A 19,855-nucleotide genomic window follows, 5' to 3' on the forward strand; every position below is an offset into this window, starting at 1 on the left:
CGTAATACCTGTTTTTAGCATTATTTTGATCAAGTTAATCATTGCAAAGAGTTGAAAGCGGGACATTTTGTGAATTTACTGTACCAAAGTCGTAAGTCTATTTGCTGGGACCAATCCTAATCGAATGCTTAAATTTTACGATTTTTTACCCGACATGTTTGAGAATGAAATTTTTTAATAACTGATATTATGCATTATACATATTATTAAAATAAATATTTATATTATAACGATCATTTTACTAAACACTGTTTATTATATTTGCGTTGTTATTTTGACAAGCTGATCAAAATGGGATTTGTGAAAAGGGGTTCATTTAAACAATTGAAGAAAGCAATTGGAAGAATGAAATACTCCCAAAGCAAATGTCTTATTTTTCACAAGTTGCTTTTTAATGACTTAATCACTAACTAATCAAGCTGTACATGGGTATTTCAGAAAGAAAAGAAAGGGAAAAAAGCGAACTTCGGGAGCTGATACTCTTGAAAGCAAAGGAAATTCTGTCCAAAGAAGGCCAGGATCAGTTGTCTATCCGAAAGATCGCCACCGCTGCTGAATATAGCCCCGCAACCATTTACTTATACTTCAAGGATAAGGACGAAATCCTTTTTTCTTTGATGGAAATGGGCTTCACCCTGATGGGTAAGTTCCTGATGGAAGCTATCTCAGAACCGGATCCGGTAAAGCGGATCGCAGCGATTGGAAGAGGCTATGTGCGTTTTGGTATTGACAATCCGGATTGGTACGAATTGATGTTTAATTCCGAAAAGCCAATGAACCACCTGGAGCGTTGTAAAGAGGTCTGGGGACAGGGATTGAGCCTCTTCGAACTGCTGGTATCTACCTGTCAGGAAGTCATCGAAAGCAAAAGAACTAAAGCAGATAATCCACACATCATGGCTCTGCAGCTGTGGAGTAATGTCCATGGTCTGGTAAGTTTAGTGCAATCCCAACGATTGGATATCATCGAACAAGCACACCCGGATCACTTGGTTGCTGCAACCCTTGATCACATCATGAATTGCATATTTATCCACGAATAATTTTTTTACCCATTTGCTAAACAGTGTACATATTATGATCACAATTTATAAATCGGCACAGTGGCTTCTTATTTTGTTTATGTTGAACCAAATTGCCACAGCACAGGACTTTGACCCAATGGTTAAAGCGGTTTGGAAACAAAACAAAGAACTCCAGGCACGAAGTTTTGAACTCAAAAAGGCGGAGTCATCATTTATGGAAGCCAAGGCAATGTATCGGCCTTCTGTGAATTTTGGAGCGCAGTACACCCTAGCATATGGAGGTCGGTCAATTGCCCTCCCCATTGGCGATCTCTTCAATCCCGTGTACAGTACCCTAAACCAACTAACAGGTACGAATAATTTTGGCAGCTTGGAAAACGTAGAGACCCAGTTTTTACCCAATAATTTTTATGATGCGCACATCAGGGTTCAGCAACCCATTTATTATCCGGAAATCAGTTTGGGGAAATCCATTAAACTGGAACAAATCAAACTCCAGGAATTGGAAGTTAAAGCCTACAAACGACTGCTCAGTAAAGAGCTGATGACAACGCTGTTTCAATATAAAAGTGCTGAGGCATATTTGAACATAGTTCTACAGTCAGACACATTGCTTGCTGAAGCCCTTAGAACGACCTCCAGTATGGTTAGAAATGGAATTGCACTTCCGTCTGCACAACACCGAATTGAATCTGAAAAGGCCTCGCTGGAAGCCAAAAAATTGGAAATACAAGCCATGCGTAACAATGCATTGGATTATTTGACATTCCTTGTAGGTCCGGATGTGCAAATTTTGTTAAATGGATTGGTATTATCAGAATTTCCCACGATAAACAAAACAGAACGAAAAGATGGAGAGGAATTAGAACAATTGAAATCAGGAATAAAAATCAACGAGCTTCTTCAAAAAAAGGAAAAACAATTTTACAAACCTCGTTTAGGTGCACAGTTGGATCTGGGGTCTCAGGAATTTGATTTTGGTTTTGATCCATATGTCTTGCTTGGAATCAATTTAGAAATCAATCTCTATGATGGGGCGCGACACAAATATCGAAAAGACCAAAATAAATCAACCCTTGCTGCCATACAAATGAGACATGACCACCTTGAAGATCAATTTGAACTCCGTTCCGCAACCAGTCTGAATAATCTGGAATCAGCTATGGCGCAGGCAAAAACCTTTGCACCACGAATTGAGCATGCAAAAAAAATGTATCAGGAAATTTTTAAAAAATACAAAGAAGGATCGGTTAACTATTTAGAACTGCTGGATGCACAGACACTAAGTTTTAGAACCGAAACAGAATATACTTTGTCCCGTTTTCAGGTATGGATCAGATGGGCCGAACATCTTTACAACACGGCCAACTATCCAATTGATTAATCTTATTTTTTATTGCAATTTAATTTGAACAAATGAAAAAAATTCTCTTTTCCGCTTTCATTTTTATTTCCCTTTTATGGGCATGTAAAAAACAACAGCAACCTACTCCCGAAAATAATTCTCAGGACTTGAATTCAACTCCGGTTAAAACTGCAAAAATAGAATCCGGCAAAGAATCTGAGACCATTTCTGCACTGGGTATTGTAATGTCTGAATCGGATGCAAAACCTTCCTTTAAAACAGGTGGAATCATAGACAGAACTTTTGTGAAAGAGGGCGATGCGGTAAAGAAAGGACAATTGCTCGCAACACTGATCATGACTGAAATTAATGCACAGGTCAAAATAGCAGAAGAGGCTTTGGAAAAATCAGAGCGCGATTTAAAACGTGTAAAAAATTTATACACCGACAGTGTCGCCACGCTTGAACAATTTCAAAATGCATCCACAGCTTTGGAGATGGCCAGAAGATCCGTAGAAATTGCCAGATTCAACAGAGGACAAAGTGAGGTTCATTCCCCGATTGCAGGAAGAATTGTGAAACAAATTTTGCATCCGGGTGAACTCGCCGGTCCCGGGATTCCTGTTTATGCGATTATGGGTACTCAAAATCAGGATTGGACGGTTAGAGTAGGTTTGACTGATCGCGATTGGGCAAGAGTAAACATCGGAGATCCTGCCGAGATAAGTCTGGATGCTTATCCTGAAAAAAAGTTTACAGCAGTAGTAGATGACAAAGCTCCTGTTGGTGGCGAAGCCAGCGGTACACTGGACGTAATTTTAAAAATTAAGAACCTCAATATTTCACTTGCAGCAGGTTTGGTGGCCAAATCCATTATTTATCCAAAATCTGTTTCAACCTACACAACCATACCAATTGAAGCAATGGTGGAAATGAATCAACAGTCGGCTTATGTTTTTGTCATAGAGGAAGGAAGAGCAAAAAAAATCATGTTGAAAATAATAAGACTCATCGGGGATAAAGTAGCAATTCATGCTGAGACATCCTTACCGGAAGAAGTCATTACTACAGGGTCTTCTTATCTTGAAGAAGGTGACTTAGTTCGTAAAGTTAATTAGCATTAATATTTCAAAATATAATGGATCATTGTGGTCATTAAAAAATAGATCATGTCTTTTAATCAGTTTTTTGTAAAAAATTATCAATTCACTTTGGTGCTGTTTATCGCAGTGCTGATACTTGGGGCCAACTCTTTGATGAATATGCCGAGGGGAGAAGATCCTCCTTTTGGTGCACCTATTTTTTCCATCGTTGCAATTTATCCCGGGACAACACCTAAGGATATGGAACAGCTTATAGTGGATCCGATCGAGGAAGAATTATACCAACTCTCTGACATCAAAAAAATCAACACTTCTATTTCAGATGGACTGATGGTAATGTTGGTAGATTTTAATTATGGTGTGGATGTAGAAGCCAAGAATAATGACATAGTTAGAGAGATCAACAGACTTCGTCCGGATTTACCTGATGGACTGCTGGAACTCACCGTCAAACGCGCAGCAAGTAGTGATGTGGCAATTCTACAAACTGCCTTAGTATCTGAAACTGCAGATCCGCAAAAAATGAAATCTGAAGCGGAACGTCTGGAACGTGAACTGGAAAGAATAAAAGAAATTAAGTTTGTAGAAATTCAAGGTGTTCCGGACAGACAAATTAAAATTGAATTGAACCTGGAAAGAATGGCTCAACTAAAAATTGGTTTGAACCAGGTTCTTGGTTTGATACAAGCCAACAATATTAATATTCCCGGAGGGGATGTAGACCTTGGACAAAGAAAATTTAACATCAAGACTTCTTCTGAATTCGAACACATTGAAGACATACAAAAGACCATTATTCACACGAACAACGAAGGTAAAACCTTAAGATTGTCAGATATTGCCCAAGTTTATTTTGACGAAAAAGAAACAGACCACATTGCGCGGTTTAATGGGAGCAAGGCTCTTTGGGTGGTCACGGCTATGAAGGATAAAAAGAACATCATCACGGTGCGTAAAAAAATGCAAAAGATTTTGGATGAATTTGCCACCACTCTTCCTTCAGATATTAGAATGGAGCAAGCTTTTGATCAGGAGACAGGTGTCCGTAACAGACTTTCCGGTTTGGGAATGGATTTTATGATTGCTATTTTCTTGGTCCTGCTGACATTGTTGCCATTGGGTACACGCGCCTCTATCATTGTGATGATTTCCATACCATTGTCATTGAGTATAGGGTTGTTTTTACTGGACTTACTTGGTTATACCTTGAATCAGTTAAGCATCGTAGGCATGGTCATTGCTTTAGGATTGTTGGTGGACGACAGCATCGTGGTAGTTGAAAATATTGAACGATACATGCGTAAGGGAATTTCTGCGAGGGAAGCCGCTGTTTCTGCTACCAATCATATACTGGTTGCAGTACTTGGTTGTACCGCAACTTTACTTCTTGCTTTCCTTCCGCTTGCGAATCTCCCTGAAGGTTCTGGTGATTTTATACGTTCATTGCCAATGGCTGTAATGCTTACTGTACTGGCATCATTGTTTGTCTCGGTTACAATCATTCCATTTTTGTCCAGCATTATGTTAAAGGCTCATGAAAAGGACAGTCATCAGGATGGAAATATTTTCTTCCGTGGATTTAAAAATTACATCAATGCACCTTATCAAAAACTTCTTATCTGGTGCATTGGTCACCCGGTTAAAACATTGTTGACCGCAGCGGCTATTTTCGTGGCATCTTTTACATTAGTACCGAGATTGGGATTTAGTTTATTTCCTGCTTCCGAAAAGCCCATCATTATCGTGGACATAGAAACAGAACCAACCAGCAACTTAAAACATACAGACAAGTTGGTGCGCAAAATTGAACAATTTATCCTAAGCAAACCGGAAGTGATAAGATTAGCATCCAATGTAGGCAAAGGAAATCCAAGAATTTATTACAACGAATTTCAAAAGCAAAATTCAGATGATGCTGCGCAAATGATGATTTTTTTGGATGACGAAACCTCTGTTCCGGAAATTGTAAAATTTGCAGATCAATTGAGAGTAGAATTAAAACAATTTGCCGGCGCTGAAGCGAAGGTGAGAAGATTTCAACAGGGTCCTCCCATCACAGCGCCCATTGAGATGCGCATCCTGGGCAGCAATCTAGATACTTTACAATCACTTGCGAATGACGTTGAACAAATAGTGAATGCTACGCAAGGGGCACTTTATGTACGCAACGATTTAAAATTTAAGAAATCAGATATTCAAATTGAAATAGATAGAGAAAAAGCCGGCATGTTTGGATTGACCACAGCAGAAATTGCAAAAACCATAAGGTTAGCCATTGCAGGATTGGAGGTGAGCGAAATCAGAGATGAAGAAGGAGAGGAGTCTTCCATTCTTGTCAGTCTTGAAAAACCAAGCAGCAATGCATTGGAAAATTTTAATCGCATCAATGTGACTTCTTTCAGTGGCGCATTGGTTCCTTTAAAGAATATTGCTACCATCCAAATGACACCATCTGCACCTGTAATCCACCATTTCAATAAAGAACGATACAGCTCGGTAAGTTCATTTGTTGCAACCGGATTTAACACCGATCAGATGACCAATGAGATCATTCAAAAAATTAAAGACCAGGTACCAATGCCTCCTTCATACAGATTGATCGCAGCAGGGGAAAGAGAGTCAAGAGATGAATCGTTTGGAGGAATAGGAACCATCATCATGTTGGCAGTTTTTGGTTTGCTTGCCATACTGATTCTTGAATTCAGAACTTTCAAGTCTACACTTATTGTGCTGAGTGTAATTCCAATGGGTATCATTGGCGCATTTCTTGGATTGTTTGTTGCAGGAGAAACGCTCTCCTTTGTAGCAACTGTAGGAATCATTGCACTGGCGGGAATTGAAATTAAAAATTCCATTTTGATGGTTGACTACACCAACGGACTTCGTGCGAAAGGAATGGGACTTCTTGAGGCAGTGCTAGATGGTGCCGAGACTCGTTTTTTACCCATCTTGTTGACTTCACTTACAGCGATTGGTGGACTTACTCCTTTGGTGTTGGAAAGATCTCCATTGATCAGTCCATTGGCCATTGTGCTGATTGGTGGATTGATCAGTTCAACGCTTTTGAGCAGATTGGTCACACCGGTATTGTATTATCTTATTCCACCAAAAGTTTAGTGGAATTATAAATAATGCATGATAAAATATTTTGTTCTTAAAACAAAAAAAGCCAATGAAAATCATTGGCTTTTTTATTTATCCACTACCACCAACGGAGTAGATTTATTTCTTTGGTGTCTCCATCCGGTAGAGTAACCACCGCTAGACTGTTGCAGAAACCTTCACCATAATCAATACTATATATGGAATTATTGGTACTCAGACTGAGTTTTCCCTGCACCAGCCATGGACAATTTGCTTTATAAATCAAAGCATCCACGGTAGTAACCGTGAAGGAATCTCCTGCTCGGTTAACACCGGTAGAGGATCCAAGAATGGACCATACATCGTCAGCAATTATTTTATCGGTCAGCGATCCTTCGATTTGGGTGAGTGTCTGATTGCCTTCCCACTCAATAGTTTTTCCGGAAGGGAACGATAATTTTCTGTTGGTAACCAACCTGCTCAGTACATTTTGGCTCATTGCATTCTTGCCCACATTCGTAAGTACTACCGTGCCCTGAATTTTTATGTCATCAAGATAGAAATTCGTATGGTTCACCGTGCGGACAGCGCCGGTTGTATTGAGGGGGGCGGACATTTGTACAGTTATGATGCCCTTCCTGATATGTCCATTGGGACCAGTTACACCCGCTGAACCATAATCAATTATCAAAGTATTAGGATAAGTTCCCTTGGCATTTAACCAGGTCCTTACTGGATATGTACGAGTCTGAGCAGTCTGCAAACCATTTTCAATTTGGTCATTGATTTCAGACTCATTAATTTCAAGAAGATTTTGTTGGGTAGCCAAATCTAAGGAGGAATTCACAAACGCATTGTCACCAAACAAACCATCCTTTCTGCAGGATTGAAAAGCAACCACGCCAAGGATTGCAAGAACGGAAAAAACCTTTTGAATTTTCATAGAAACTTTATTTTATGTTGAAAATCTGAAGTACCATTCTTTGACATAAATTCGATTCAAAGGTTTAAAATCGGGCAGTATTTTTATTGCGTATCTCTACAACCAAATAGAATTGACAGCAATTTACAGATCGCAAGGGTTAAATTCAGCACGTGGCACTGTTGTGCAGCCTCTTCATTAACTCATTAGCTAATTTTCAAATTTTCAAATTCTTTCATTCCTTTACCCGCCGCTTTCGCGGTGCCTTCACTCATCGTGTTGTCGCACGATACTCTGCTGAAGCAGAGATCGTTCAGTATAGTCCTTTTATTAACTCATTAGCAAATTTTCAAATTTTCAAATTCTCTAATTCTTTTCCTCCTCTTCTTCTTCCTCATGCTTCATGTTTAAAGAATCCGGAGGCGGAAGATTTGGGGCAACCGCTTCCACATTTACAGGTGTAACTTGCTTTTCAGCAGGTGGTTTTGAATTACTCGTGCAAGCCATCAAAACAATTAGTCCTAAACAAAAAGACTCAAATAATCTTTTCATAATGTAAAAATTTATTTTTTTAATTAATCCTCATCCCCACTTTCGCCATTTGGTGGTTGAGTGAAGGATGCAGAATTCAATTCAGTGTGTCTTATCTGACCTCCGGTATAACCCGTTCTTGCCATCAAACCAAAACTTACCAATCCAATCAAAAGAATCAACCAAGCCAAGGATTTGTATATTTTAAAATCTTTTATGACAGACAAATGTCCCAGAATCGACAACACCCCCAATACTATTATGGACACCAACGCATAAACAGCAACGTCCTCATGCATGTCAATTACATTCTCCGAAATACCTTGAATGTTTTCGACCGTTTCCTCAGCAGCTTCACCTGTGAAATAGGCAATCCCCGCACCGATTGCCGAAACAATGAATAAATTGTATGCAGCCACACTCGTCTGCTTACTATCCATCCAAAGTGCATGCACCAAGACCATCACACCAAGGATTGAACCAAAGATTGGAAGATGATTAATTAAAAGATGAACATGTGTTTGATCCATAAGATTTTTTTGTCTAAATTAGAAGAAAATTATTTTGCAGGGTAGTTGCAAGATCATGCTGATCAATGATAAAAATCATTCCGCGCCACAAGCAGAATTCAAACATCAATTATCTTTAGAATGTTAATTGAGAATTACGAACAAATTTTCAAGAAATTTACTTAGTGATGTGGATGAATTGCAATTCTACTTTTACAAAATTGAGAAATTAATTTCCTGCCTCAGAGATCCGTTCAGTATAGTCCTTTTGTTAACTCATTAGCTAATTTTCAACTTTTCAAATTCTATCATTAGCCGCTTTAGCGGCTGACTGTCGAAGCATTCAGGCAGGGTTCCCTCACATATCGTGCTTTCGAAGACCACTATATTAAGAAAGTCCAGATTTTTATTAACTAATTTTCAAATTTTCAAATTCTTTCGTTAGCCGCTTTCGCAGAGCCTTCACTTATCCTGCTGTTGCACGATACTCTGCTGCCTCAGAGATCGTTCAGTATAGTCCTTTTATTAACTCATTAACTAATTTTCAAATTCTTTCTTTAGCCGCTTTCGCAGAGCCTTCACTTATCGTGCTGTTGCACGATACTCTGCTGCCTCAGAGATCGTTCAATATAGTCCTTTTATTAACTCATTAGCTAATTTCCTAATTTCCTAATTTCCTAATTTTCCTCCACAATTTCCATCCACCTCATCTCAATCACGTCCATTCGATCCTGAATTTCAACGAGACGCTTGTTGGAGTTAATAAATTCAGTACTGGTGGGATTAAGGGTAGCGAAATTATCTATGATCCGGGATCGCTCAGCGCTCAATTTTTCCAGTTCCCGTTCGATTTGTTGCATTTCTTTTTTTGCAACTTGATTTATTTTACGTTCTTTCTGGCCTGCATTTTCTGTGCTTGGTTTTTCTGTTTTTTCTACGTTAGAGTTTGCAAGAGCCTCTTTTTTTAACGCCTCTCTATACTCAGAATAATTTCCTGGAAAATCTCTTGTCTTTCCACCTTCTTGCAGAACAAAAAGATGTTGGACCAATTTGTCCATAAAGAAACGGTCGTGGGAAACAATGAGTAAGACTCCGGGAAATTCCATTAGAAAATCTTCCAAAACATTTAGTGTCGTGATGTCAAGGTCGTTTGTAGGTTCATCAAGAATTAAAAAATTTGGATTTTTGATGAGGATGGTGAGTAGATATAATCTTCGCCTTTCCCCTCCGCTCAACTGGCTTACATACACTTGTTGCTGAGGACGTGGAAAAAGAAATTTTTCAAGCAGACTTTCAGCAGAAAGTTTATGACTTTTTTTTAAGGGGATATAATCTGCAATAGATCGTATGACATCGATCACTCTTTTGTCTTCCTGAAGATTTAGTCCGTCCTGTTCATAATATCCAAATAATACAGTTTCTCCAATAATAATTTTTCCACTGTCGGGCTTAAGACTTCCTGTAAATAATTTTAGCAGACTGGTTTTCCCAATTCCGTTAGGGCCAACCAAACCCACCCGATCTCCGGATTTAAATTTGTAAGAAAATTTATCGAGAATAGTTTTTTGACCAAATGACTTAGTGACGTTATGTAGCTCAAGAATTTTTGAGCCCAGTCTTGTGTGGTCAATATCAAATTCAATGTCTCCAACTTCTTTAGGTCCCTCTAGAGATTCTTTGTTTTCGTAAAAGTTGTCGACCCTTGATTTTGATTTTGTGGTCCTAGCTTTTGGCATTCTGCGTACCCACTCCAATTCGCGTTTCAGCATTTTGCGCATCTTGTCTTTAACGACGGTTTCATTCTGCATACGCATTGCTTTCTTTTCCAGAAATTCTTCGTAATCACCTTGATATTTGTATAGTGTACCACGATCGAGTTCTAAAATTTGATTACAAACATTATTAAGAAAATACCGGTCGTGTGTGACCATCAGTAAGCTGGCCTGACTTTGTTCCAGATATTTTTCAAGCCATTCGATCATCTCCAGATCAAGGTGATTGGTAGGTTCATCCAGGATCAGAAATTCAGGTTTGCCACACAAAACTTTTACTATGGCCAGTCGTTTTTTTTGTCCTCCGCTGAGCTGGTCTACTGGAAAGTCAAAGTCGGGTAATTTAAATTTTCCGGCAAGTTCTCGAACATATGCTTCAATTTCCCAGGCTTTAGATTCTTCTATGAGGGCAAGAGCCTTTTGTGTCTCTGCATCATCATGTGACTTTTGAGCAGTGTAAAGCGCTTTTAATGGTTTTATCCAGTCATCGTGGCCTTCCAGAATGGTTTCCAGTATGTTGTGTCCAGGAGAAAATTCCGGATCCTGCGTAAGGTATGCAACCTGTATGTCTTTATTTATCCAGTAACTGGAAGATTGTCCTTCGGGTGGTTCAATGCCGGCAGCAATTCTAAGCAAACTTGACTTGCCGCTGCCATTCCGTGCAACAATTGCAATTTTCTCGCCTTGATTTACCTTAAGATTTAAATTTTCAAACAAAACTTTTTCTCCATAGGACAAGGAAATATTTTCAAGTGTGAGATAATTCATGTTAGGTTTATTATTTAATCGATGTTCTTAGGAAATTATACACAAGAAAAAAATCAGAAAAGTTATTGTGAACATTTTTGAGCTTCTAAAAAATTTCGCACTTTGGTAAAACTCACTTTGTTGTTTTTAAAGTATTCCAATGCCAATGCACTTTCCTTTTCAGTTGCATGAAGATGATGGAGAATATTCGCAAGATGCATTTTCATGTGGCCTTGTTGAATACCGGTGGTAACCAGAGATTTCACTGCAGCAAAATTTTGTGCAAGACCTGTTGCTGCGGTAACTTTCATCAATTCTTCAGCAGAAGGGTGATCCAATAATTCAAGCGATCTTTTTGCAATCGGATGCAGAGCAGTAAGACCGCCAACAGTACCTAAGGCAAGTGGAATTTCCAACCAAAAATGAAATATTCCGTTATCCACACTGCAATCGCTGAGACTTCTGTACTGTCCGTCCCTGGCGGCATATGCATGGCCACATGCCTCTATTGCCCTAAAATCATTTGCAGTGGCAATAATGACTGCATCAATCCCATTAAATATTCCTTTGTTGTGTGTTACTGCACGATAAGGATCCTGTCTCGCAATTTTTATGGCAGTATAAAATCGCTCAGCAAATTCTTCTGAACTCATTTCTTCTGCAAAAGAACCAAGCTGGTCAATAGGACAACTCACAGATGCCTTGACAATACAATCTGGGGTATAATTCGAAAGGATGGACATGATAATTTCTATATCCCGTGCGCCCTCTTCCAGATGATCTTGTTCGGTGATAAACTGTTCGAAACTTGCACTAAAAGATTCAAGACAGGAATTGATAAAATTGGCACCCATCGAATCACAAGTTTCAAACCCCAACCGCCACTGGTAATAATTTTCCAGTTCACCGATTTTAATAAGTTCTATAGAACTGAATCCGCCACCCCGGTTTTCCATGTTGCGTAGGGTTTCTTTTGCATCTGCACGCATTCTCTTTTCGATTTCCGGAATCCACGCTCTGAGCCATTCTTCCTTTCCCAGCCATTTGAAATGAATTTGGCCAAGCTTTCTTGTGCTAAGTACTTCGGCTTTGATACCACCCCTGTCCATCCAGAATTTTGCTGCGGAAGCAGCTGCAGCTACAACACTACTTTCTTCTATGACCATCGGAACACAATAGGTTTTTCCGTTGATCAGAAAATTTGGTGCTACACTGAAGGGCATTGGAAAATTGCTGATGGTATTTTCAGAAAATCCATCCAGAATTTTTTGCTGGTCTTCGTTGCGATGCCAGTAACTCATTAATTCATGCATCACATTTTCCGGATCCTTGAAAAAATTTTCAACTATCCACTTGATTTTACCCCTTTTATTTAGTTTTGAAAAACCTGAAATGGATTTGCTGTTCATCGACTCACTCATCCGTTTTGATTTTTAATTTTCAAAAAGGATCGGCACATATTCAGTCCACTGATTTGTTGTTCAAAAAATAATTTCAGATTTTCATAATCCCCCATAGCATGTTTGAGAAAGGCAGACGCCATACCATAGAGAGATGGCATATTACTCAGCGACATTAGATAATATGCATCAAGAAAATGCCGCACACCACCGGAAATAATAATCTGACCAGTCTGAACTTCTGATTTTTTTTCCACAAGGCGATTGCAGATTTGTACCATTTCCTCTGCAGAATGTCCAATGTTGGCCAAGGGTGTAAGCGCCTCTCTTTTAAATTCATCATCGCGAAGCAATTCCAATAATGCAAAATTTGTTCCGCCAAAAGCGCCAAATTCTACTGCCTCAAGGGGAAGAGATAGCAGGGAATTCATGGCATTAAATCCCATCCCTTGTCCTACTTCCTTGACGATAATCTTATAATCAAATGCATCTAAAATTCTTTTGATGGTATCTATTGGTTTTACCCGAATGCGATCCCCTTCAGCTTGCATGTATTCCTGCATCGGATTAATATGAATGATCAGCCCATCTGCCTCACAAATTTCCATGATTTCGCGGATCAAATCTAATTTGTGATCACCTGCCCACATTTCCAACTGAGCTATACCCAAATTTGCAAAAAGTGGCTGTCCTCCGATAATCTTACGGACTTGAAAATCTGATCTGGTCTCCGGTTGGTCTATTAATTTCCTGCAGGAACCAAGACCCATCCCAAGTTTGAACTCACTGCACAGACGGGCCAGATTTGAATTAATCATTTTTGCCTTAGCAGTTCCACCGGTCATACTGGATATCCAAACCGGATAATCCATCTCAATTCCGGCAAGACTGGTGGGCCATTTAGCAAGCGGTTCAGGATGGATAGCATGGATGGGATCATATTCAAACCTGGCGTCACACATATGAGCAGGTGTTCCCGATTGAAAGGTAAGGCTGATGTGATCATCCTTACGGTCAATTTGGTCTTGCGGATTTGAGCTCATTTAACAGGATTTGAAACAAAAGAACAAGAAACTATGGTCCTTGTTTCAAGATTTCACAAGATAAAGCTTTTTTTTATCACCGTCTTGCAGGGAGATGGCATCCATTCTGGTTAATTTTGCAATAGCATAACCCAAAACACTTCTTGAGTATGGCTAAGTTGTCTTTTTGACCTTAAATTTTTGTTCCAGCTTACGGTAAATTTGGTAAACAGGATCACATCCAGTTCCTCCAAAATACAGTAGCCAAAAGGTATATTTTGTTAGGTTTAAAACCCCATGATTTAATTTTTCAAATTTCAAAAAAATGGAAATTATCCTTGAATTTGTGGTGTGAATAGAATTTTATTTGTATATTATCATAATTCAATTACGATGGTTTATAATAATTTTGCAAAGTTTCAGTTTTAACTCCTTGATGAAGTATAATGCTTGTTACCATTACCTCCTTTTTATTCTGGCCAATATTGGTTTAGCGCCAAACCTTTGGGCCCAAAAGGATACTTCGAAAAACAGTGTGCATGTCATACATTCTGAATTTCTAAGATTTGAACGTTTCGATGGTAGAGAAATCCAATATCTAAGCCAGGATATTGCCGTACTGCATAAAAAAACATACCTTTTTTGTGATTCTGCTGTCATCGAAGGACAGAGGGTATTAGCCATCGGTCATGTGAGAATTGTGGAAGGGGACAGTTTGCAGATATTTGGGGATACTTTGTATTATGATGGTCAAAAATTACAGGCAGATTTTATCAATAATATAGTTTTGCGCCACAAGGACAGACAGTTATTTACTTCAGCCTTACATTACGATCTTAAAAAACGAATTGCAAGTTATACCACTGGGGGATTGTTGTCTTCCGGCAATACCCAACTGGAAAGTAATCGCGGATACTATCATGCCAAACAAGAAATGGCATTCTTTAAGGATAGCGTGAATGTTATCTTACAAGACAGCATGAATTTGCAGGCTGACTCAATGATTTTTGATGCAAAGAAAAATCATGTTGTCTTTACAGGACCTACTGACATTAAGCAAAAAGACATGAACATTTTTGCGGAAGCAGGATATTACGACATTAATTTGCAAAGATCATTTTTTTGGAAAAATCCTGTTTACAGAAAGTCAAGCCAATCTGCCGATGCAGAAAATATTGAATTTCGTGCCCAGGAAAATGTAATCATCCTTACAAGAAATGCCTGGATAAGAGATAGCGTTCAGCAAGCAAAAGGAGACAGTATTTATATTGACCAGGCTAAAGACATGGTTTATATTTATGGCAATGGCTGGTACAAGGACAAGGACCGAAGTCTGAAAGGAGAGTCCATTATCTACAATAAAAAAACCAAATCTCTTCAAGTTCAGGGAAGAACACAGGTCTTTGAAGGGAAACAAATTATTACCGCAGATAAAATTGTTTATTCAGGGGACAAAGATCTTGGTGAAGCTTTTGGTGAAGTTATACTCAGGGATACCCAGTCTGGTTTTGAAATACATTGCGACACCTTTCAATACAACAAAAAAGATAAATTGCTTATTCCAATTGGAAAAAGAAAATATATTTCAACGCCTGTAGATAATGATACTCTCTACATGACGGCAGATAGTTTGCTTTCTAAACAGATTTCCGAAAATGGTGATACATTTAACATCATGAGAGCGTTTTATCATGTTAAAATTTGGAGTAATAAAATGCAGGGACTTTGCGATTCACTTTATTTTGATGGTAGAGATTCTGTCTTCAGAATGATGTACAATCCTGTTTTATGGGCAGACACCACTCAGTTTATAGGAGATACCATCCTGCTCTATCTTAAAAATAAAGCGCTTAACCAAATTCATCTTATTCAAAAAGCATTTGTTTTGACGGAATCCGTAACCAACCTTACTAATCAAATGAAGGGTAGATACATCACTGCTTTTTTTGCGAACAAAAGAATGGACCATTTGACTTCACAGGGAAATGCAGAATCAGTTTATTTTATTCAGGATGAAGACAAGGCTTACATTGGAACCAATTATATTAAATCAAGCAGCATGAAAATGGTCTTTAACGATCAACGCAAAATTGACAAGATTCATTTTTATACCAAACCGGAAGGAAACATGCTTCCACTCCATTCAGGCAAAACAAAACTTCTGGAAGGTTACATTTCCAGATCAAAAGAAAAACCAACTTCATTGGAGGACATTATTAAATAATTTATAATGAGTAGGCTTTTATTTATTCTATTCGTCAATACATTATTACAAGCCCAGTCATTTGATCAGGGCCTTGATTTTTATGCACAGGCAGATTATCAATCAAGTCTCAAAGTTTGGGAAGAATTGACTGCAATGGGATACAGAAACAGAGAATTATTTTACAATCAGGCCAATTGCTATTACAAATTAAAAAAATATCCTGAAGCAATATTATATTACCAAAAAGCAATTGCAATAGACCCTTCTTACTCAGAAGCAAAAGATAATCTTAAGTCGGCAGAAGGACAGGCCGGAATTGAAGACATTTCCCTGCCTCAGTTTTTCTTATTCAGTTGGTTTATTAAATTAGGCAACGCATTTAGTGTTTTGTTTTGGTGGGTTTTAAGTGCCTTTCTCTTCAGTATCTCTTTCTGGATTTGGTTCAGGATTAGGGAATTTAGAATATTCAGCACGTTCCTTTTCTTTTTTGCCTGTATAGCTTGTAGTCTTTCTTTATATCAAACCATAACGGCAGGAGATCACCACAAGGCTGTCTTGATGGAAAATAGTCCTATTTTACTCTCGCCAGATACTTTGAGTACCATAAAAATTGAACTGCTCTCCGGGGAAACGCTGGAGGTGATGGATCATTTGGATCCTTGGGTTAAAGTACAAACCAAATCATATGATGCGGGCTGGATCCTGAAATCAAAGTTAAGATTGGTAATGGATTCACTTTAATTTAGTCCTTTTTTACAAAATTCATTTTTGCTTTTAAAGGCTTAAGAGATAATGTAATTATTCTCGGAAATTTGACCCTAGAATCTTCTGTTCTTACTAGCTAAATTAACAACAGTATGGTTAACAGTCCATTCAAGAACCTTAAAATACATCAAAAAGAAAAGGTCTACAATTTGCATTGAAGACCTTGATATTTTTTAATTTTGAAAGGATTATTTAAAATCGAATCAAAAATAAATCTGTGTTAAAGACTATTCTTCTTCTGAAGACGCAACTACCCTGGTAGGGGCATTATTAGCAACTACGGCTGTGTTTTCGCCGGCTACAATATGCACAACATTTCTGTCCTTACGTGTTTTTGTAAATTTTACCACACCGTCTGTAAGTGCAAAAAGCGTCCAATCTTTTCCTACGCCAACGTTTCTTCCCGGATGATATTTAGTGCCCCGCTGTTTAACAATGATGTTCCCTGCAATAGCCTGTTGGCCTCCAAATAATTTAACCCCAAGACGCTTACTATTACTGTCCCGGCCGTTACTGGTACTACCTTCACCTTTCTTATGAGCCATTTTTTTATAATTTAAACTTTAGGCAATAATGGATTCAATCTTAATTTGAGTAAAAGACTGTCGATGACCGTTTTTCTTCTCGAGGCCCTTTCGTCTCTTCTTTTTGTAAACAATCACCTTGTCTCCTTTTACATGATCCAAGACAGTAGCCTCTACTTTAGCTCCTTTGATCGCAGGTGCACCTATTGTAGTTGCACCGTCGTTAGACAACATTAATACATCGTCGAAACTAACAGAAGCGCCTTTCTCGGCATCGATATGATGAACATACACTTTTTGGCCTGCTGCGACCTTGAATTGTTGTCCCTGAATGTTAACTATGGCAATCATTTTTACAGATTTTTAAATCGGAGTGCAAATATAGCGCTTCTCAGCATTTCTTCATTGAAAAATTGTTAAAAATCAACAAATTAACTGGAAAGCTTAGGCTTTTTAGAGATTCGTCCGTTAAGTAATTTTAAAAATAAATTATTTTTAATATATATAAATATCTAAATAGCAATTAATTAATTCGAAAATATGATTTTTACTTGGAGTTAATTCCATGATTCTCATAATAGTGTCCTTCCTAATAGGTTTATCTTTCCCAAAACCTTTTTAGATGCGAAACCCTATAGAACAAACAAAACTTCGTCCATCTGAACTCCAAACTCCTCCACCAGGATAAATTACAGGCCTTTTGGTGAAATAGGAAGTGTTTAAGAAATTGTTTACTCCAGCCCTTAAAATAAATCGTTTGGCAAATTTGCACGCAAGGTTCAGATCCCAGATACCATAGGATGGGACGACTCCTCTAGCTCCGTTAGCTGTTGGCTGAATGGTATTTAATGGGTCGGAATAGCTGTCAGACACATAACTGTATTGGAGATTGGCACTTATGGTCTTATAAGCTACCTGCAGTCCATTCCTACTTATCCAACGTGGTACACTTTCTACCTCATTTCCACTTATATCCACATTAGCTGTACCAACGGAAAGCTTCGCATCTTCAAAAGTGGCTTTCATTAAACTGGTGGAAGTAAATAAACCAACTCTCCATTTTATCTTATTAACCAAATTGATTTCAGTATATATTTCCAATCCATTAGTAACACTGTTTCCAATATTCGTCTTAAATGTGTAACTTCCGGTACTGTCTTTTAAAACGAGATTACCCATTCGATGGTCGTATCTCATTCTGAATAAGGTAATGTCAAATTTTAAAAATTTGCTGATAGAACAATTAGCACCTATTTCTGCATTATAGCCAAAAGCATCTTCTAAATCTTTATCGGCTCTTTCCAAAACGGAACCCGGAATGATATCCTTTAAAAGTACTGGTCTGTAGGCTTGTGAAATTCCTCCATAGATCTTAATATTTTCTTTGAGGTAGAATTGGCTACTGATGCCGAAAGCAGGAATTTGGTGGTCAATTTGGTTGGGAGTTTCCTTTGGGTCATAGTAACTTAAAGTACCTGTCATATCTGTTTGACCGTATTCATAGCGCATTCCAGGAGAAATACTCCATCGATCATTTATATAAATCATATTTTCCAATGACAAGGCAATACTTTGGCTCTTAAAACGCAAGTCCCTGCCAAATGGTCCGGATACATTCAAATCAAAATCTGAATTCGCTGTGCCTTTACCTTGTTGCCTTCTGTTTAAATCATTGTTAAAATATCTCAAACCAGCTGCAAGAGCATGGCGTATTTTTCCAGTTTTATATTGGTGTAACAATCGCAATTCGGAAGTTCGTGAATTGAAAACATCAATATCTACTACTCTTGTTTTGTATTGCTGAGTTACCGGATCTATTAAATCTACTCTATCTGCAAACCCTTCAAATTGAACAGAATTCCTGTTACCAAATAATCCGGATACAACCCAGTTTAAGGTGGTGTTTGCATTAATCTGCCAATTTAGAGTCAGGGAAGGAACTGTGATGTCAGGATTAAAATAATTTCTTGAACGAGTGGATTGCCTTGGATCGGCTAAAAACATACTGTCAGTAAGCGGACCCGGAATCTTGTACACATAACTGCTTCTGCCTACCTCAAAGGATAATTTAAGTTTGTCAGAGAATTGGTAACTGAGATTTAAAAATTGAGCATCTGCTTCAGAATTTGAATTTTTTCGATATCCCTCTGAAACCCGTTTTTGATAATATCCAAAATAGCTGAATTTACCAATAGTGCCCCCGATAGATGCGTAGGTACTAAATAATCCATAGGATCCGATTGAACTGATAGATTCAAAACTAATCGGTTTGATGGTATCTGCTTTTTTGGTCACATAGTTGATCAAGCCTCCAAACTGCGCACCATATTGCAATGCTGAAGTTCCATGCACCAATTCAATTTTTTCAATGGCCTCCATTGGCATACTGTAATGACTGGCAGGATATCCATACAAATCTGAATTAATCATGACACCATTTTGTCTGATATTGTACTCCCAACTTCTATGTGGATCCAATCCCCTGGTTGATATATTCACCTGGTTACCGGAACCATCCATATCATAAATAAATGCACCAGGAATTTTTGCAAAAATTTGACGTCCTGTTTTTTCAGCAAGATTTGCAGGTAAATCTTTTACAAGTATTACTTCATTTTTTTTACCGGCAATGATGTAAGTTTGATGGATGGCTTCAAGTTGCCTGATTTCTGTTTGTTGACGGTATCCTTTTATCGTAATTTCGTTAAGCAACTTTTCTGTGACACTATCTTGTATTTCATTTTGACCAAATGTAAGTTGTGAGATTAATAATCCACAAAATACACTGACTAATTTTAACAACTTCTGGTTCATATAAACAGTTTTAATCTCCGCAAAGATAACCTATTTACCATCCATAAATTTGTATAAGAATTAAAAAATACTTAAAAAAAACCCCA

Annotated in this window: 15 protein-coding genes; 6 read left to right on the top strand and 9 right to left on the bottom strand. The window is 38.1% G+C overall.

The genetic code is table 11. The features are described 5' to 3' along the window. Positions 1 to 425 precede the first annotated feature (425 nt). Genes IPJ83_05365 through IPJ83_05380 form a run of 4 tightly spaced genes read left to right on the top strand, consistent with a single transcriptional unit; the run spans position 426 to position 6,590 of the window. Entirely contained in the window at positions 426 to 1,043 is a 618-nt protein-coding gene (locus IPJ83_05365; protein MBK7879970.1) for a TetR/AcrR family transcriptional regulator, read from the top strand. A 34-nt stretch (positions 1,044 to 1,077) separates the two neighbouring features. After that, positions 1,078 to 2,409 (top strand): TolC family protein, encoded by a 1,332-nt coding sequence (locus IPJ83_05370; protein MBK7879971.1) that lies wholly within the window; start codon positions 1,078 to 1,080, stop codon positions 2,407 to 2,409. 32 nt (positions 2,410 to 2,441) lie between these two features. Further along, positions 2,442 to 3,488 carry an efflux RND transporter periplasmic adaptor subunit gene (locus IPJ83_05375; protein MBK7879972.1) on the top strand — a complete coding sequence of 349 codons (1,047 nt, stop codon included), beginning with the start codon at positions 2,442 to 2,444 and terminating at the stop codon, positions 3,486 to 3,488. Between the two features lie 51 nt (positions 3,489 to 3,539). Next, on the top strand, positions 3,540 to 6,590 hold the full coding sequence (locus IPJ83_05380) for an efflux RND transporter permease subunit (protein ID MBK7879973.1): 3,051 nt from the start codon (positions 3,540 to 3,542) through the stop codon (positions 6,588 to 6,590). Positions 6,591 to 6,675: 85 nt separating this feature from the next. On the opposite strand, the gene IPJ83_05385 is transcribed toward IPJ83_05380, so the two are convergent. The 6 genes from IPJ83_05385 to IPJ83_05410 form a co-directional block, all read right to left on the bottom strand. Then, positions 6,676 to 7,500, bottom strand: a complete 825-nt coding sequence (locus tag IPJ83_05385) for a hypothetical protein (protein MBK7879974.1) — start codon at positions 7,498 to 7,500, stop codon at positions 6,676 to 6,678. Between the two features lie 345 nt (positions 7,501 to 7,845). Next, positions 7,846 to 8,031, bottom strand: coding sequence for a hypothetical protein (locus tag IPJ83_05390; GenBank protein MBK7879975.1), 186 nt, complete (start codon positions 8,029 to 8,031; stop codon positions 7,846 to 7,848). A gap of 23 nt (positions 8,032 to 8,054) precedes the next feature. Continuing rightward, positions 8,055 to 8,540, bottom strand: a complete 486-nt coding sequence (locus IPJ83_05395) for a hypothetical protein (GenBank protein ID MBK7879976.1) — start codon at positions 8,538 to 8,540, stop codon at positions 8,055 to 8,057. Between the two features lie 656 nt (positions 8,541 to 9,196). Further along, positions 9,197 to 11,059, bottom strand: coding sequence for an ABC-F family ATP-binding cassette domain-containing protein (locus tag IPJ83_05400; GenBank protein ID MBK7879977.1), 1,863 nt, complete (start codon positions 11,057 to 11,059; stop codon positions 9,197 to 9,199). A 62-nt stretch (positions 11,060 to 11,121) separates the two neighbouring features. Further along, positions 11,122 to 12,447: a hydroxymethylglutaryl-CoA reductase gene (locus IPJ83_05405; GenBank protein ID MBK7879978.1), complete on the bottom strand. Its 1,326-nt coding sequence runs from the start codon at positions 12,445 to 12,447 to the stop codon at positions 11,122 to 11,124. 8 nt (positions 12,448 to 12,455) lie between these two features. Further along, a complete protein-coding gene (locus IPJ83_05410; protein MBK7879979.1) occupies positions 12,456 to 13,481 on the bottom strand; it encodes a type 2 isopentenyl-diphosphate Delta-isomerase in 1,026 nt (341 codons plus the stop codon). 415 nt (positions 13,482 to 13,896) lie between these two features. On the opposite strand from IPJ83_05410, the gene IPJ83_05415 reads away from it, so the two are divergent. Together IPJ83_05415 and IPJ83_05420 are read left to right on the top strand one after the other, a co-directional pair. After that, a complete protein-coding gene (locus IPJ83_05415) occupies positions 13,897 to 15,684 on the top strand; it encodes a hypothetical protein (GenBank protein ID MBK7879980.1) in 1,788 nt (595 codons plus the stop codon). A gap of 6 nt (positions 15,685 to 15,690) precedes the next feature. After that, complete coding sequence (locus tag IPJ83_05420; protein ID MBK7879981.1) at positions 15,691 to 16,407, top strand: tetratricopeptide repeat protein; 717 nt, start codon at positions 15,691 to 15,693, stop codon at positions 16,405 to 16,407. A 251-nt stretch (positions 16,408 to 16,658) separates the two neighbouring features. Here the strand turns inward: IPJ83_05420 and rpmA are convergent, their stop codons facing one another. The 3 genes from rpmA to IPJ83_05435 form a co-directional block, all read right to left on the bottom strand. Further along, entirely contained in the window at positions 16,659 to 16,976 is a 318-nt protein-coding gene (rpmA, locus tag IPJ83_05425) for a 50S ribosomal protein L27 (protein ID MBK7879982.1), read from the bottom strand. A gap of 18 nt (positions 16,977 to 16,994) precedes the next feature. Further along, positions 16,995 to 17,306 carry a 50S ribosomal protein L21 gene (gene rplU, locus IPJ83_05430; GenBank protein MBK7879983.1) on the bottom strand — a complete coding sequence of 104 codons (312 nt, stop codon included), beginning with the start codon at positions 17,304 to 17,306 and terminating at the stop codon, positions 16,995 to 16,997. Positions 17,307 to 17,573: 267 nt separating this feature from the next. Further along, positions 17,574 to 19,769, bottom strand: a complete 2,196-nt coding sequence (locus IPJ83_05435) for a TonB-dependent receptor (protein ID MBK7879984.1) — start codon at positions 19,767 to 19,769, stop codon at positions 17,574 to 17,576. Positions 19,770 to 19,855 lie beyond the last annotated feature (86 nt).

Source organism: Candidatus Vicinibacter proximus (genome assembly GCA_016713905.1).
GTDB classification, from domain to species: Bacteria; Bacteroidota; Bacteroidia; order Chitinophagales; family Saprospiraceae; genus Vicinibacter; species Vicinibacter proximus.

Coding starts and splice junctions, on each gene's coding strand:
- IPJ83_05365 (MBK7879970.1), top strand. CDS start 426: ATGGGTATTTCAGAAAGAAAAGAAAGGGAAAAAAGCGAACTTCGGGAG.
- IPJ83_05370 (MBK7879971.1), top strand. CDS start 1,078: ATGATCACAATTTATAAATCGGCACAGTGGCTTCTTATTTTGTTTATG.
- IPJ83_05375 (MBK7879972.1), top strand. CDS start 2,442: ATGAAAAAAATTCTCTTTTCCGCTTTCATTTTTATTTCCCTTTTATGG.
- IPJ83_05380 (MBK7879973.1), top strand. CDS start 3,540: ATGTCTTTTAATCAGTTTTTTGTAAAAAATTATCAATTCACTTTGGTG.
- IPJ83_05385 (MBK7879974.1), bottom strand. CDS start 7,500: ATGAAAATTCAAAAGGTTTTTTCCGTTCTTGCAATCCTTGGCGTGGTT.
- IPJ83_05390 (MBK7879975.1), bottom strand. CDS start 8,031: ATGAAAAGATTATTTGAGTCTTTTTGTTTAGGACTAATTGTTTTGATG.
- IPJ83_05395 (MBK7879976.1), bottom strand. CDS start 8,540: ATGGATCAAACACATGTTCATCTTTTAATTAATCATCTTCCAATCTTT.
- IPJ83_05400 (MBK7879977.1), bottom strand. CDS start 11,059: ATGAATTATCTCACACTTGAAAATATTTCCTTGTCCTATGGAGAAAAA.
- IPJ83_05405 (MBK7879978.1), bottom strand. CDS start 12,447: ATGAACAGCAAATCCATTTCAGGTTTTTCAAAACTAAATAAAAGGGGT.
- IPJ83_05410 (MBK7879979.1), bottom strand. CDS start 13,481: ATGAGCTCAAATCCGCAAGACCAAATTGACCGTAAGGATGATCACATC.
- IPJ83_05415 (MBK7879980.1), top strand. CDS start 13,897: ATGAAGTATAATGCTTGTTACCATTACCTCCTTTTTATTCTGGCCAAT.
- IPJ83_05420 (MBK7879981.1), top strand. CDS start 15,691: ATGAGTAGGCTTTTATTTATTCTATTCGTCAATACATTATTACAAGCC.
- rpmA (MBK7879982.1), bottom strand. CDS start 16,976: ATGGCTCATAAGAAAGGTGAAGGTAGTACCAGTAACGGCCGGGACAGT.
- rplU (MBK7879983.1), bottom strand. CDS start 17,306: ATGATTGCCATAGTTAACATTCAGGGACAACAATTCAAGGTCGCAGCA.
- IPJ83_05435 (MBK7879984.1), bottom strand. CDS start 19,769: ATGAACCAGAAGTTGTTAAAATTAGTCAGTGTATTTTGTGGATTATTA.